This is a genomic window from Duganella aceris (assembly GCF_011090165.1).
Taxonomy (GTDB): domain Bacteria; phylum Pseudomonadota; class Gammaproteobacteria; order Burkholderiales; family Burkholderiaceae_D; genus Rugamonas; species Rugamonas aceris.
Genome location: NZ_JAADJT010000014.1, coordinates 1 through 12645 on the forward strand (window position 1 = coordinate 1; position 12645 = coordinate 12645).

Genomic DNA, 12645 nt, shown 5'->3' on the forward strand with positions numbered 1-12645 from the left:
GCCAACTCGAAGGCATCAACAACCGGATCAAGGTCATGAAACGCATGGCCTACGGCTATCGCGACTCTGATTTCTTCTTCATGAAGATCAAAGCCGCGTTTCCCGGTAATCCGCGATGAACCTTTTTTTTAGCCCTCCGAACCCGGTTCAGGCCGACGTGCTGATGGTGGTACCGATGCGCTGGCCGCTGGTGTTGACCGACGGCGCGGTTGCCGCTTGCGGCGGCGGAGGCGGCGCCGGTGGCGTGATCCGCTCGGCCGGCTTATCCACTTTTATCGGATCAGGCTGGCGGGTGGGTGTTGCTTGTATTGCAGCATTGCTCGGAGCGACGGTGTTGACGGCCATGATGAACTCCCATCATCTGTAGATTGTTCCAAGTATGCCACTTTTTTGAGCATGCCGCCAGAAAATATCCGCAGCCTAGTGGGCCGGTTCCGGCGCCGCCATCGCGCCGTGGCGCTGGCCGACCGGCGCCACCTCGTCGATCGGCACCGAGATCCTGACCGTGGTGCCGCCGTTGGGACTGCCGATGATGGAGCATTGGCCGCCGAGCAGGCTGACCCGTTCCTCGATGCCGATCAGGCCGAAGGACCCCACTTTGTTGCGGCTGCTGTCGCGGGTGCCGACGCCGTTGTCGGTGATGGTCATGCTGAGCATGCCGCAGGCCTGGCGCAGTTCGACCCGCACCAGGCTGGCGTGCGCGTGCTGCACGATATTGCTGAGCGATTCCTGCAGCACGCGGAAGAAGGCGGTGGCGCAATGGTCGTCGATGTGGATGTCCTGCTGGTGCTCGATCAGTTCGCACACCATGCCGGAACGCTGGCGGAATTGCGCGATCTGCCATTCCACCGCCGCGCTCAGGCCCAGGTCCAGCACGTTCGGGCGCAGGTCGTTGATGATGTGGCGCACGCTCTTGATGGTGCTGTCGATCTGGCCCAGCGTGCTCTTGGCGCGCGCGTGCAGGCGCGGATGGCTCAGGCGGGTGCGGCTGGCCAGCATGTCGGCCTCGATGCGCAGCACCAGCAGGTTCTGGCCCAGGTCGTCGTGGATTTCGCGCGCGATGCGCTTGCGCTCCTGTTCCTTGATCTGGTCGGCGTGCGCCGCCAGCCGGCGCAGCTTGAGGTGCGACTGTTGCAGCTTGGACTGGCTGTCGCGCAACTCCTTGGTCATCGCCTTGGCCATCTTGATCGCCCGCAGCCGCGACGACGACAAGGTGTGGAACAGCAGGTAGAACAGCATCGAACCGACAAAGCCGCACAACAGCGCCAGCCACGGGAGATAGTTGTCGAAGCGGCTGTACCACAACTCCTTGGCCGCGCTGAAATGCGCTTCCCAGCGGCGGTTGTTGAAGTCGATCGGCAGCACGATGGTGAAGGTGTCGGACGGGCGCGGCGCGACGCTATCCGGATTGCTGTCGAACAGTTGTAGCCGCGGCTGCACGCTGGCGGCGCCGGCGTTGGCGATGGTGTCGCCGCTGTCGACCAGCACCAGCCGCACGTCGCGCACCTGCATCTGCTCCAGCGCGGCCTGCGTCAGGCGCGGCACGTTGAAGCCGATGCCGACCGAGCCGACGTAGGCGGCGCGGCGCTGCTCCAGCGTGGCCACCGGCAGGTCGGGGCGGTAGATCGGCAGGCGCAGCGCCAGCCCCGAGCCGGCCGGCTGCTGCGCGCGGTCGATCGGCATGCCGGACGCGCTCAGTTCGCCGGTGTCGCGGCCGAGTTCCAGCGCGCGCGCCACCGGCTGGCGGAAGGCGATGTCGCGCCCGATTTTTTCGCGGAACTCGGGCAGCGGCTCGATCATCGTCAACACCCAGTAGGCGTCGCGCCGGCCGGGCGGACTGATGCTGAAATCGGCATAGCCGAGCGCCTGGCCGTCGCCGCTGCGGCGGGCGTTGCGCTCGAAGGCGTCGCGCTCGGCATGGGCCACATATTGCGCGTAGTTGACGTTGTCCAGCGCCGGGAACTGGTGCGGGATGTCGAGTCCTTCGACATAGCGGTGGAAGGCGGCGCGGTCCACGTGTTCGGCGGCGCGGAAGAAGCTGGCGGTGCTGCGCAGCACGTCGGTGTAGGCGTTGAGGCGGGAATTGATGTTGTACTGGGCGTTGCGCGCCTGTTGCAGGAAACGTTCGCCGGCGTCGTGTTCGATGGTCTTGAAGGCGGCCACGTAAAACAGCGCGCCTATGCCCAGCGACAACATCACACCCGCCCACCACACCGGCTTGGACGGGGAAAACAATTGCTTGGGAACGAGAAACGGCGGCATCGCAGATTGCTTGACGCAACTCCTGTGATATTGGTCGTTTGACTATAAGAAAGATAGCCGGTCCAAGTCAAGCAATTTTGTGATAACGCTACCTCTAATGATTCCCGGTCAATAACAAACCGGCGCAAGCGCCGGTTTGGTCGGGTGATCGGCGCTTACTTCGCGACCCAGCTGTCCTTCAGCGTGACGATGCGGTTGAACACCGGCTTGCCCGGCGCGGAGTCGACGCGGTCGGCGACGAAGTAGCCGTGGCGCTCGAACTGGTAGCGCTGGTCGGCCTCGGCCGCCGACATGCCCGGTTCCAGATAGGCGGTGACGACTTCCTTGGCGTTCGGATTCAGCAGCGCGATGAAGTCCTTGCCGCCGGCGTCCGGCTGGGCGTCGGTGAACAGGCGGTCGTACAGGCGCACTTCGGCCTGCAGCGCGGTGGCGGCGGAGACCCAGTGGATGTTGCCCTTGACCTTGTAGGTGTCCGAGCCCGGCGTGCCCGACTTGGAATCCGGGAAGTAGTTGACGTGCACCGCCACCACTTTGCCGTTTTCATCCTTGTCGAAGCCGGTGCATTCGGTCACGTAGCCGTGGCGCAGGCGCACGCGGCTGCCCGGCTTGTCGTCGATCGGCGGGAAGTAACGGAAGTAGCCCTTGCTCGGCACTTCCATGAAATCCTCTTCCTCGATCCACAGCTCGCGCGTGATCGGGAAGGTGCGCACGCCCATTTCCGGGTGGTGCGGGTGGACCGGCGAGGTGCATTCCTCGCTCAGGCCTTCGGGGTAGTTGTCGATGATCAGCTTCAGCGGACGCAGCACGGCGGTGGCGCGCGGCGCCTTCGGGTCCAGGTCTTCGCGCAGGCAGCCTTCGAGCGTGCTCATGTCGATCCAGCCGTCGGCCTTGGTGACGCCGATGCGCTCGCAGAACAGGCGGATCGCTTCCGGCGTGTAGCCGCGGCGGCGCAGGCCGACGATGGTCGGCATGCGCGGATCGTCCCAGCCGTCGACGATGTTCTGGTCGACCAGCTGGCGCAGTTTGCGCTTGCTGGTGACCACGTAGGTCAGGTTCAGGCGCGAGAATTCGTACTGGCGCGGCACCGGCAGCGTGAAGAAGCCGCCGGCCGACAGGGTTTCCAGCAGCCAGTCGTAGAACGGGCGGTGGTCCTGGAATTCCAGCGTGCACAGCGAGTGGGTGATGTTTTCCAGCGCGTCCGAGATCGGGTGCGTGTAGTCGTACATCGGGTAGATGCACCAGGCGTCGCCGGTGCGCACGTGGTGGGCGTGGCGGATCCGGTAGATGGCCGGGTCGCGCATGTTCATGTTCGGCGAGGCCATGGCGTCGTCGCTGATCTTGGCGCGCAGGATGTGCTCGCCGTCGGCGTATTTGCCGGCTTTCATGTCGCGGAACAGCTGCAGCGATTCGGCGGCCGGACGGTCGCGGAACGGCGAATTCTTGCCCGGCGTATTGAAATTGCCGCGATTGGCCGCCATATCGTCGGCCGACTGGCTGTCGACGTAGGCGTAGCCTTGCTCGATCAGGTACTCGGCCATGGTGTACAGCTGGTCGAAGTAATCCGAGGCGTAGTGCAGGTGGTGCGCGACGCCGCCGTCGGCCTGCGGGTAGTCGTAGTTGAAGCCCAGCCATTTGACGCTGTCGATGATGGTGTCGACGTATTCCTGTTCTTCCTTGGCCGGGTTGGTGTCGTCGAAGCGCAGGTTGCAGCGGCCCTGATAGTCGCGCGCCAGGCCGAAGTTCAGGCAGATCGATTTGGCGTGGCCGACGTGCAGGTAGCCGTTCGGCTCCGGCGGGAAGCGGGTGATGACGCTCGGCATGCCTTCGTGGACGTGGGTGCCGGCCGCCAGGTCGGATTCGACGATGGCGCGCAGGAAATTGGAGGACAGGACGGGCGCTGGGCTGGTTTTGTCGTTGCTCATCTGAAAAGTTGGCTTTGCAAAAGTTCGTGTAACGGTCATTTTACCGTATCCCTCCTGCTGTCAGAGGGAAATGCTGCATCGCGGAGTCCGGGCCATCCGCACAGGTATAATTCGTCTTTAATTGTTTCGGCAATACGGCCCGGAGTTTCCAAAATGGAAAATTATTACAACACACTGGGTGTCGCGCCTAACGCTTCCGACGACGAGATCAAGAAGGTGTACCGTTCGCTGGCGATGCGTTTCCACCCGGACCGCAACCCCGCGCCGGGCGCGGAGGCGCGCTTCAAGAGCATCACCAAGGCCTACGAGATCCTGTCCGACCCGGTCAAGCGCGAGGAATACAACCAGAGCGTCAACCACCGCATCATCATCGATACGGAAGCGGAAGCGTACCAATTGTGGCGTTCGGTGTTCAACCTGCATGGCACCGTGCTGCCACCGGCCTGAGCCGGCCATCCAACAGAAAGCAAGACATGTCGAGAAAAGTACACCCTGAATTCGCCTATCAATCGCGCGAGCTCGAAGGCCAGATCGAGGGCATCCTGGGCGATCCGCCGGATCGCAAGAACTACCAGCGCATGATCGACGCGCTGGTGTCCGAATACGCCAGCGGCGGCGGCATCGAGGACGTCAACATGCTGGCGTTCGCGCTGGTCGACCACATCGAGTTCAGCGATCCGAAGGGTCTGCTGGCCGAGGCCGAGGACTACGAGTTCGGCGACGCCGGCCGCGTGTTCGCGATGGCGTCGTGCAAGGGCGAGGCGGCGGCGCAGATGTATGCCGCGCTGGAGGAAAACCTGCCGGACCTGGCGCGCCAGGCCATCATCACCGCTTTCCTGTATAAAAATCCGCGCAAGTGGGACGATGACGATCAATCGCTGGAGCAACTGTCGGCCAACGACGACGGCGACGATATCGAGGACGAAGACAACGCGACCGACGACTTCGCCCAAATGTTCGACAAGGAGGATTAAACCATGTCCGACGATAGCAAGAGCAATCTGCCGGCGCTGAGCAAGCAGGTGACCGAGCTGGTGCTGGCCGGTTCGCTGGGCCACGCCGAGCAAGCCTTCGCCGAGGCCGCCGACCAGTACGGCGACCTGGCGGTGGTCGAAGTGCTGAACAACATTCCGCCGCAAGTGACGGCGCTGCACCTGGCCGGCTTCGACGGCGGCAAGATGTCGCTGGCGACGCTGCTGGTGCCGGCCAAGGCCTGGGCCGACAGCCTGGCCTTCTTCGCCGCGACCTGGCCGGACGACCTGATCGAGGACGATCCGGAGCGCATCGCCGAATCGCTGTTCGCGCACATCCACGGCGTGGTGTTCTCGACCGACGACGAGGAACGCCGCCACGAGCTGCTGGCGGCCGCCTCGGCGACCGACCACGGCTCGACCGCGTTCGCCATCCTGTTCTCGATGGCGCCGAGGGAAATCCTGGAAGTGGCCGGGGAGATCATCTCCAAAGGCCCGTACCTGACCGGCCAGACCTCGTCCGACAACGACGTGGTTCCGCTGGCGATCGCGCTGGCGCAGGCGTCGGAAGACGGCTGGGACCGCGCGCTGTTCGAGCTGTTCCCGGAATTCCGCCACAGCGCCGATCTGGCCGACGCCGAGTTCAGCGACGACCCGGACGAGGAGCCGGCCTTCCTGCAGCGTTCCACCAAGGAATTGCTGTACCGCCTGCGCAAGCAAGTGCCATCGACCCGCAGCGCCCGTTCGACCTCGCGCCGCAGCGTCGGCGGCGGCGGCCTGTTCTCTTGATGGAAGTCTGATCCATGCTGCCAGCATTAGTCGTAGAAAACCTGCCGCGCCTGACGCGCGCGATCCAGCAACTGGCGGCCCATCCCGACGATGACGCCGCCTACACGCTGGCCGATGAACTGACCGGCATCACCGCGATGGTGGCCGAAAAATTCACCAACGACCGCACCGCCGAAGGCATCCAGAAGGCCCTGCAGCTGACGGTCGGCGGGGTGTCGCTGGGCCTGGACCACGCGCTGCCGAACCAGGACGACCTGGCGGCGCTGGACCTGCTGATCGACGAGGGCGCCGAGCACGTGTTCCAGATCGGCTTCCGCATGATCAAGGAGTTGTCGGCGATGCCGGAGGACGCGCTGGTCGGCGAGTACGATACCGATCCGGTGTACGCGGCGCGGCGGCTGCGCGACAAGTTCGTCGACATCTGCCAGACCGATCCGAACCAGAACTGGGACGGCAGCGCGCGCTACGCGGTGCAGTTCAAGCAGCGCAAGGAAGTGCAGGCGGTGGTGCGGCTGGCCGGCTGGCTGCGCCGCCACAACACCGAGGGTCCGGTCAGCGACGCCGACCTGAACGCCGAGGGCGTGATCGCGCTGGCCGTGATCTTCGCCATCGAAGGCGGCGGACGCATCGTCGCGCGCACCGGGCAGAAGGACTTCGAGCGCTTCGTCAAGTCGGTGCGCAAGAACAAGCCCGATTTCGAAGAAGGCTGGGCGGCGCTGATCGCCAAGGTGCCGGTGCAGCATCATCCGGTGCTGCTGGAGCGCATCGACAGCTACCGCACCCATTGCACGGTGATCCAGAACATCAAGGGCCGCACGGCGATGAAAACCTTGTTCGCCGAACTGGAAAACTACGCCGGCTCGGAGCTGGACGCGGACTACTCCTAAGCTGCGGCGGCCTCGGTCGCCACCGCGACGAAGGCGGCCACCAGCGGCGACACCTCGTCGCGGCGCTGCGCCAGCGACAGCGTGGTGGTGGCGTCGGCGTCGGCCAGCGGGCGGTAGCAGACGCCGCTCATCTGGATGATGTTGAACGAACTGGGCAGCACGGATACGCCGCAGCCGGCTGCGACCAGGCCGATGATGGTCGACGACTCGGCCGCCTCCATCGCGATGATCGGCTTGAAGCCGGCCTCGCGGCACAGCCGGAAGATCTGCGGGTAGATGCCGGTGCCCGCGCTTTCCGGATACATCACTAGCGGCTGGCCTTCCAGGTCGCGCACCGACACCGACTCCCGTCCGGCCAGCGGATGGTCGTGCGGCAACACCATCTCCAGCGGATCGCGCCGTAGTACGGTCAACGTGATGCCGTCCGGCAGCGCCGATTCCAGCGGCCGCACCAGGCCCAGATCCAGTTCGCGGTTGGCGATGGCGTCGATCTGGCCCAGCGTCGACATCTCCCTCAACGTCAGCGTGACGCCCGGATAGCGCTGGCGGTAGCGGTTGATCGCGGCCACGAACAGCGGCGTCAGCGGGGTGGAGAAGGTGAAGCCGACGCGCAATTCGCCGGCTTCGCCGCGCTCGGCCCGGCGCGCGGTCTGCGCCGCCTGTTCGGCCAGCCCGAGGATGCGGCGGGCGTCGTCGAGGAATAGTTTGCCGGCCTCCGTCAGCCGCACCCAGCGTTTGCTGCGCTCCAGCAGCTGAGCGCCCACTTCGGCTTCCAGCATCTGGATCTGGTGGCTCAGCGGTGGCTGGCCGATGTGCAACCGTTCGGCGGCGCGGGTGAAACTCAGCTCTTCGGCGACCGCGACGAAGTAGCGCAGGTGGCGCAATTCCATGTGGTTATCTTTTTTAAGTATTACTAACGGCTTAAATATATATTGGACAGTGGGTAAGCGCAATCCTATGATGAATCCATCGTCCTTCGGATTACCATCATGTCCTTAAGCTCCACCATGCCCGCACCCCGCATCGCCGCCGGTAGCCCGGAATTCACGCGCAGCAACCGGGCGCTGTTCTTCGGCGGTTTTTCCGCCTTCGCGCTGCTGTACTCGGTGCAGCCGCTGATGCCGCTGCTGTCGCACGAATTCGCGCTGAGCGCGGCGCAGAGCAGCATGGTGTTGTCGGTGTCGACCGGCGCGCTGGCGGTGTCGCTGGTGGCGTCGAGCGCGCTGTCGGAGCGGCTGGGGCGCAAGCCGTTGATGGTGGCGGCGATGGCGATCTCGGCGCTGCTGACCATCTTGTGCGCCTTCGCCCACAGCTATCCGCAGTTGCTGGCGATGCGCGCCTTGCTCGGCATCGCGCTGGGCGGCATGCCGGCGATCGCCATGGCCTATCTGGGCGAGGAGATCGAACCGACGTCGCTGGGCTTGTCGATGGGCTTGTACATCAGCGGCAGCGCCTTCGGCGGCATGGCGGGGCGAGTGATCACTTCGGTGCTGAGCGACCATTTCTCGTGGCGGCTGGCGATGGGGACGGTCGGCGTGGCTGGGGTGCTGGCGGCGTGGGAGTTCTGGCGCAGCCTGCCGGTGTCGCGCCATTTCGTGCCGCACGGCGGCGGCTGGCGCGCCTTGCCGGCCGGCTTCAAAGTGCATCTGACCGATCCCGGGATGCCGTGGCTGTTCGCGCTGGCGTTCCTGCTGATGGGGTCGTTCGTCAGCCTGTATAACTACATCGCCTACCGCTTGCTGGGCGCGCCGTTCGGCTTGAGCCAGAGTCTGGTCGGCGCGGTGTCCTTCCTGTATCTGCTGGGAATCTACAGCTCGGTGTGGGCGGGGCGGCTGGCGGACCGCTTCGGCCGGCGCCATGTGCTGTGGGTGGTGATGACCATCATGCTGGGGGGCTTGCTGCTGACCCTGTCGAACTGGCTGCCGCTGATCCTGGCCGGGGTGGCGATGTTCACCTATGGCTTCTTCGCCACGCACTCGGTGGCCAGCAGCTGGGTCGGGCGGCGCGCGACCACCGCCAAATCGCTGGCGTCGGCGCTGTACCTGTTCTTTTACTATCTGGGATCGAGCGTGGTGGGCTCGGCCACCGGCGTCATGTGGGGCCGCGACGGCTGGCCCGGTGTGGTGATGGTGCTGGGCGTGGCGCTGCTGCTGGCCTTGCTGGTGGCGCTGAAGCTGCGCGGCCTGGCGCCGCTGGCGGCCGCCGAGCGCTGAATCTAAATCGCCGCGGTCTGATCTGCGTCAGCAAGGCGGCGGTCGCTTGCAACCGATGAGCTTCTTCAAGGTCGAACCGGCACCGGCACGCTGGTGCCGCGACCGACAGAGGAGAGCGCATCATGCTGCAGATAAACGACATCCAACATCGAGGCCATCTGCTTGAACAAGCGATCGGCTTGGCGGCGCAAGCCTGCTCAGGCGAGCACAACATCCCGCGCGAACTGCGCGACAGCATCCAGCGCCTGGACCGGCACGCCGACACGGCGCGCGCGGTGCTGCTGTCGCAGGACGCGCCGCGCATTAACAAGATGGTGGCCGAGATGGAACGCCTGGCCGAGAAGGCGCGGCAGGTGTGCATCAACGTCCCGCATCTGTCGCCGCAAATGAAGACCGCCGTCACGCAGATGCACGGCCAGATCCAGGAACTGAAGCGCGACACGCAACGGCGCCCGACCTGAGGCGGGGCGGGCGGCGGATCGCCACCGCCCCCTGCCCACAAAATCGGCTAGTATGAATTTATCCTGGCGCGAGCCGGGAGGGAGGCTCCGTGAAGCAGAGCGAATTTGTGAGATGGCTTGCGCAACGTGGTGCGACTTTTCAAAATGGGGCGAAGCATTTGAAGGTATTCCTGCATGACCGGCAAAGCTTGCTCCCTCGGCATCCGTCCAAGGAGCTGAAGCAGGGACTGATCGAAGGTGTGAAGAAGCGGCTCGGCCTGAAATAGGGAGGAGATATGCAATATCCAGCAAAATTTGAAGCGGATATCGAGGCTGGTGGGTATGTGGTGACGTTTCGCGATATACCCGAGGCGATTACCCAAGGTGATGATGACGTGGAGGCTATGATGATGGCTGAAGATGCGCTGATCTCGTCAATGGATTTTTATATTGAAAGCAAGCGACCAGTGCCGCTGCCTTCTCCTATCGAAGAGGGCGAGCGGATGGTCAGGCTGCCCGCCGATGTGGCGGCACGCATATTGTTGTTGAATGAGGCGTCGTGAGTCTTAGCTTACTTCGTTTTTCAACGACGCCATGTCGATCACGAAACGGTATTTGACGTCGTTTTTCACCAGCCGTTCGTAGGCCTGGTTGATGTCCTGGATGGCGATCATTTCGACCTCGCTGACGATGCCGTGCTCGGCGCAGAAGTCCATCATTTCCTGGGTCTCCTTCATGCCGCCGATGGCGGAGCCGGCCACCGACTTGCGGCCCATGATCAGGTTGATGCCGGCCGGCGGCGGATCGAGCTCGGTCAGCACGCCAACCATCGCCATGGTGCGGTCGCGCCGCAACAGCGCCAGGTAGGGATTGATGTCGTGCGATACCGGGATGGTGTTGAGCAGGAAGTCGAAGCTGTTGCCGTGCGCCTTCATCGCCGCCGGATCGGTGGAGAGCAGCACTTCGTCGGCGCCGAGGCGCTGCGCGTCCTTGCCCTTGTCCGGCGAAGTGGTGATCATCACCACCGTGGCGCCCAGCGCCTTGGCGAACTTGACGCCCATGTGGCCGAGGCCGCCGAGGCCGATGACGCCGACCTTCTGTCCGGGACCGACCTTCCAGTGGCGCAGCGGCGAGTAGGTGGTGATGCCGGCGCACAGCAGCGGCGCCACCGCCTTCAGGTCCAGTTCGGGCGAGACCTTCACCACGAAATGTTCGTCGACCACGATGATGTCGGAGTAGCCGCCGAAGGTCGGCTGACCGCTGACGCGCTCCCTGCCGTTGTAGGTGACGGTCGGGCCTTCCTCGCAATACACCTCCAGGTCTTCTTTGCACGCGGAGCAGTGACGGCACGAGTCTACCATGCAGCCGACGCCGGCCAGGTCGCCGACTTTAAATTTGTGCACGCCGCTGCCGACCTGTGTCACGCGGCCGATGATCTCGTGACCGGGCACCATCGGATACAGCGAGCCGCCCCAGTCATCCTGTGCCTGGTGCAGGTCGGAGTGGCAGACGCCGGTGTAGAGAATGTCGATCACCACATCGTTGACGCCCGGCGCGCGGCGTTCGAAGGTGAAGGGGACCAGCGGGGAATGCGAATCGTGAGCGGCGTAGCCGTGGGCATGGAACATGGGGGAACTCCTGGGTGATGACGAGCGATTGTCGTCCTTCCTTGCACTATAATTTGGCATGGCGCCAGCAGGCAAGCGCCCATCCTTGCATGCTTTGAACAGGAAAATTGCACAATGCAGCTCGATAATCTTTCCCATCTGGCGGTGTTCGCGGCGGTGGCGCGGCTGGGCAGTTTCCGCAAGGCGGCGGCCGAGTTGTCGTTGTCGGCGTCGGCCGCCAGTTACGCGGTGCGCACCCTGGAGGACCGGCTGGGTGTCGGCTTGTTCAATCGCACCACGCGCAGCGTGTCGCTGACCGAGGCGGGACGGCATTTGCTGGAACGCTTGCAGCCGGCGCTGGGCAGCGTCAGCAGCGCGCTGGAGGAGATGAACCTGTTCCGTGCCTCGCCGTCCGGGACGTTGCGCATCAATACGTTTCGGGATGCGGCGCTGGTGGTGGTGGCGCCGTTGGTCGAGCGCTTCCTGCGGATGTATCCCGACATCCAGCTCGACATCGTCAGCGACGATGGCCTGGTCGATATCGTCGGCATGGGTTTCGACGTCGGCATCCGTTATGAGGAGTCGGTGCCGGAGGACATGGTCGCGGTGCCGGTGGGACCGGAGCAGCGCTTCGTCGTGATCGGCTCGCCGGCGTATATCGCGCGGCGGGGCGAGCCGAAGCATCCGGACGATTTGATGCGGCATGACTGCATCCGCTATCGTTTCCGCAGCGGCGCGTTCTACAAGTGGGAGCTGGCGAAGGATGGCGTGCAATTGCAGCTGGACGTGCCGGGCCGGTTGTCGGTCGGCGATTCGGAACTGATATTGCGCGCGGCGCTGGATGGCGTGGCGCTGGGCTTCCTGCCCGAGCACAAGGTGAGGGCACTGGTGGCCGAAGGCAAGCTGGTGTGCGTGCTGGAAGACTGGTGCCCGCCGATGGCCGGCATGATGATGTACTACCCGCGCCAACGCCAAATGACCTCCGCCCTGCGCGCCTTCATCGATCTGGCGCGCGCAGCTTAGCGGCAGGTCTTGATGGCGCTACTTTGATGGGCATCAGTATGGCGACAATTGATTGAAACGGATTGACTTCCGTGCTGTCGATAAGGTATTCGCACTTAAGTCGAGGCGGTTCTCATGGATCACAAAAATGTCACGTTGAATGAGATTGTGCGCTTGTTCTACAGCGTAATTGTGTTTCTGGTGTTTGCCTCGGCCGGGGTGGCGCTGGATTTGCTGTCGCAGCAGGTGAGTTCGCTTGGTGTGTCGGAGTTTACCATCCACCTTGTCTCGTTTAGTGCGCATTTCATGCTGGTTTTAGACGTGCTATTATTTTCTATCTCCCTGCTTTTCTCAGCATGGGAGTTCTTGAGAGGACTTGCAAAATGAACCTCGATTCGAATAATAAGCATGGCAGCTACGCGATGCGAATGTTTAAAGATAGTTTGCGTCGCTATTTTGCGCCTCTTACTGGCGCGGTGAGGGGATCCATTCGTGCAGTCAAGGCGGAAATGCGGCGCGCCGACCGCGAGCGCGAGCGGTCGAAGCGCTAAC

17 protein-coding genes are annotated in these 12645 nt (G+C 63.8%); 12 read left to right on the forward strand and 5 right to left on the reverse strand.

Features of this window, described 5'->3' with window-relative positions:
* The coding region (locus GW587_RS25760; protein WP_166107773.1) for a transposase at positions 1-119 on the forward strand (119 nt) is incomplete at its 5' end.
* Between the two features lie 28 nt (positions 120-147).
* On the opposite strand, the gene GW587_RS31085 is transcribed toward GW587_RS25760, so the two are convergent.
* The 3 genes from GW587_RS31085 to GW587_RS25775 all read right to left on the reverse strand — a co-directional run bounded on the left by GW587_RS31085 (position 148) and on the right by GW587_RS25775 (position 4184).
* Positions 148-345 carry a hypothetical protein gene (locus tag GW587_RS31085; RefSeq protein WP_207393651.1) on the reverse strand — a complete coding sequence of 66 codons (198 nt, stop codon included), beginning with the start codon at positions 343-345 and terminating at the stop codon, positions 148-150.
* A 75-nt stretch (positions 346-420) separates the two neighbouring features.
* Positions 421-2262: a CHASE domain-containing protein gene (locus tag GW587_RS25770; protein ID WP_166107774.1), complete on the reverse strand. Its 1842-nt coding sequence runs from the start codon at positions 2260-2262 to the stop codon at positions 421-423.
* Between the two features lie 155 nt (positions 2263-2417).
* Entirely contained in the window at positions 2418-4184 is a 1767-nt protein-coding gene (locus GW587_RS25775; RefSeq protein ID WP_166107775.1) for a glutamine--tRNA ligase/YqeY domain fusion protein, read from the reverse strand.
* Between the two features lie 153 nt (positions 4185-4337).
* Here GW587_RS25775 and GW587_RS25780 point away from each other — a divergent pair, with 153 nt between their 5' ends.
* From GW587_RS25780 to GW587_RS25795, 4 genes are read left to right on the forward strand one after another with little or no spacing between them, the layout of a single operon-like run.
* The gene (locus tag GW587_RS25780; protein WP_166107776.1) at positions 4338-4631 is read left to right on the forward strand and encodes a DnaJ domain-containing protein; all 294 of its coding nucleotides are present in this window, start codon (positions 4338-4340) and stop codon (positions 4629-4631) included.
* 26 nt (positions 4632-4657) lie between these two features.
* Positions 4658-5158, forward strand: coding sequence for a hypothetical protein (locus tag GW587_RS25785; protein ID WP_166107777.1), 501 nt, complete (start codon positions 4658-4660; stop codon positions 5156-5158).
* A gap of 3 nt (positions 5159-5161) precedes the next feature.
* Entirely contained in the window at positions 5162-5944 is a 783-nt protein-coding gene (locus tag GW587_RS25790) for a hypothetical protein (RefSeq protein ID WP_166107778.1), read from the forward strand.
* Between the two features lie 14 nt (positions 5945-5958).
* The gene (locus GW587_RS25795; RefSeq protein ID WP_166107779.1) at positions 5959-6831 is read left to right on the forward strand and encodes a hypothetical protein; all 873 of its coding nucleotides are present in this window, start codon (positions 5959-5961) and stop codon (positions 6829-6831) included.
* On the opposite strand, the gene GW587_RS25800 is transcribed toward GW587_RS25795, so the two are convergent.
* Positions 6828-7721 carry a LysR substrate-binding domain-containing protein gene (locus GW587_RS25800; RefSeq protein WP_166107780.1) on the reverse strand — a complete coding sequence of 298 codons (894 nt, stop codon included), beginning with the start codon at positions 7719-7721 and terminating at the stop codon, positions 6828-6830. The two genes, GW587_RS25795 and GW587_RS25800, sit on opposite strands and share 4 nt — an antisense overlap.
* 99 nt (positions 7722-7820) lie before the next feature.
* Here GW587_RS25800 and GW587_RS25805 point away from each other — a divergent pair, with 99 nt between their 5' ends.
* From GW587_RS25805 to GW587_RS25820, 4 genes are all read left to right on the forward strand, one after another.
* On the forward strand, positions 7821-9044 hold the full coding sequence (locus tag GW587_RS25805; protein WP_166107781.1) for an MFS transporter: 1224 nt from the start codon (positions 7821-7823) through the stop codon (positions 9042-9044).
* Between the two features lie 122 nt (positions 9045-9166).
* Positions 9167-9505 (forward strand): hypothetical protein, encoded by a 339-nt coding sequence (locus tag GW587_RS25810; protein WP_166107782.1) that lies wholly within the window; start codon positions 9167-9169, stop codon positions 9503-9505.
* A gap of 89 nt (positions 9506-9594) precedes the next feature.
* Complete coding sequence (locus GW587_RS25815) at positions 9595-9771, forward strand: type II toxin-antitoxin system HicA family toxin (RefSeq protein WP_166107783.1); 177 nt, start codon at positions 9595-9597, stop codon at positions 9769-9771.
* Between the two features lie 9 nt (positions 9772-9780).
* Positions 9781-10047, forward strand: a complete 267-nt coding sequence (locus tag GW587_RS25820) for a type II toxin-antitoxin system HicB family antitoxin (RefSeq protein ID WP_166107784.1) — start codon at positions 9781-9783, stop codon at positions 10045-10047.
* Positions 10048-10050: 3 nt separating this feature from the next.
* On the opposite strand, the gene GW587_RS25825 is transcribed toward GW587_RS25820, so the two are convergent.
* On the reverse strand, positions 10051-11112 hold the full coding sequence (locus GW587_RS25825) for an NAD(P)-dependent alcohol dehydrogenase (protein WP_166107785.1): 1062 nt from the start codon (positions 11110-11112) through the stop codon (positions 10051-10053).
* Between the two features lie 114 nt (positions 11113-11226).
* Between GW587_RS25825 and GW587_RS25830 the strand changes: the two genes are divergently transcribed.
* The 3 genes from GW587_RS25830 (at position 11227) to GW587_RS25840 (ending at position 12644) form a co-directional block, all read left to right on the forward strand.
* Positions 11227-12114, forward strand: coding sequence for a LysR family transcriptional regulator (locus tag GW587_RS25830; RefSeq protein WP_166107786.1), 888 nt, complete (start codon positions 11227-11229; stop codon positions 12112-12114).
* Positions 12115-12228: 114 nt separating this feature from the next.
* Positions 12229-12480, forward strand: a complete 252-nt coding sequence (locus GW587_RS25835; RefSeq protein WP_166107787.1) for a hypothetical protein — start codon at positions 12229-12231, stop codon at positions 12478-12480.
* A complete protein-coding gene (locus GW587_RS25840; protein WP_166107772.1) occupies positions 12477-12644 on the forward strand; it encodes a hypothetical protein in 168 nt (55 codons plus the stop codon). Before GW587_RS25835 ends, GW587_RS25840 begins: the two co-directional genes overlap by 4 nt.
* Position 12645: the final 1 nt, after the last annotated feature.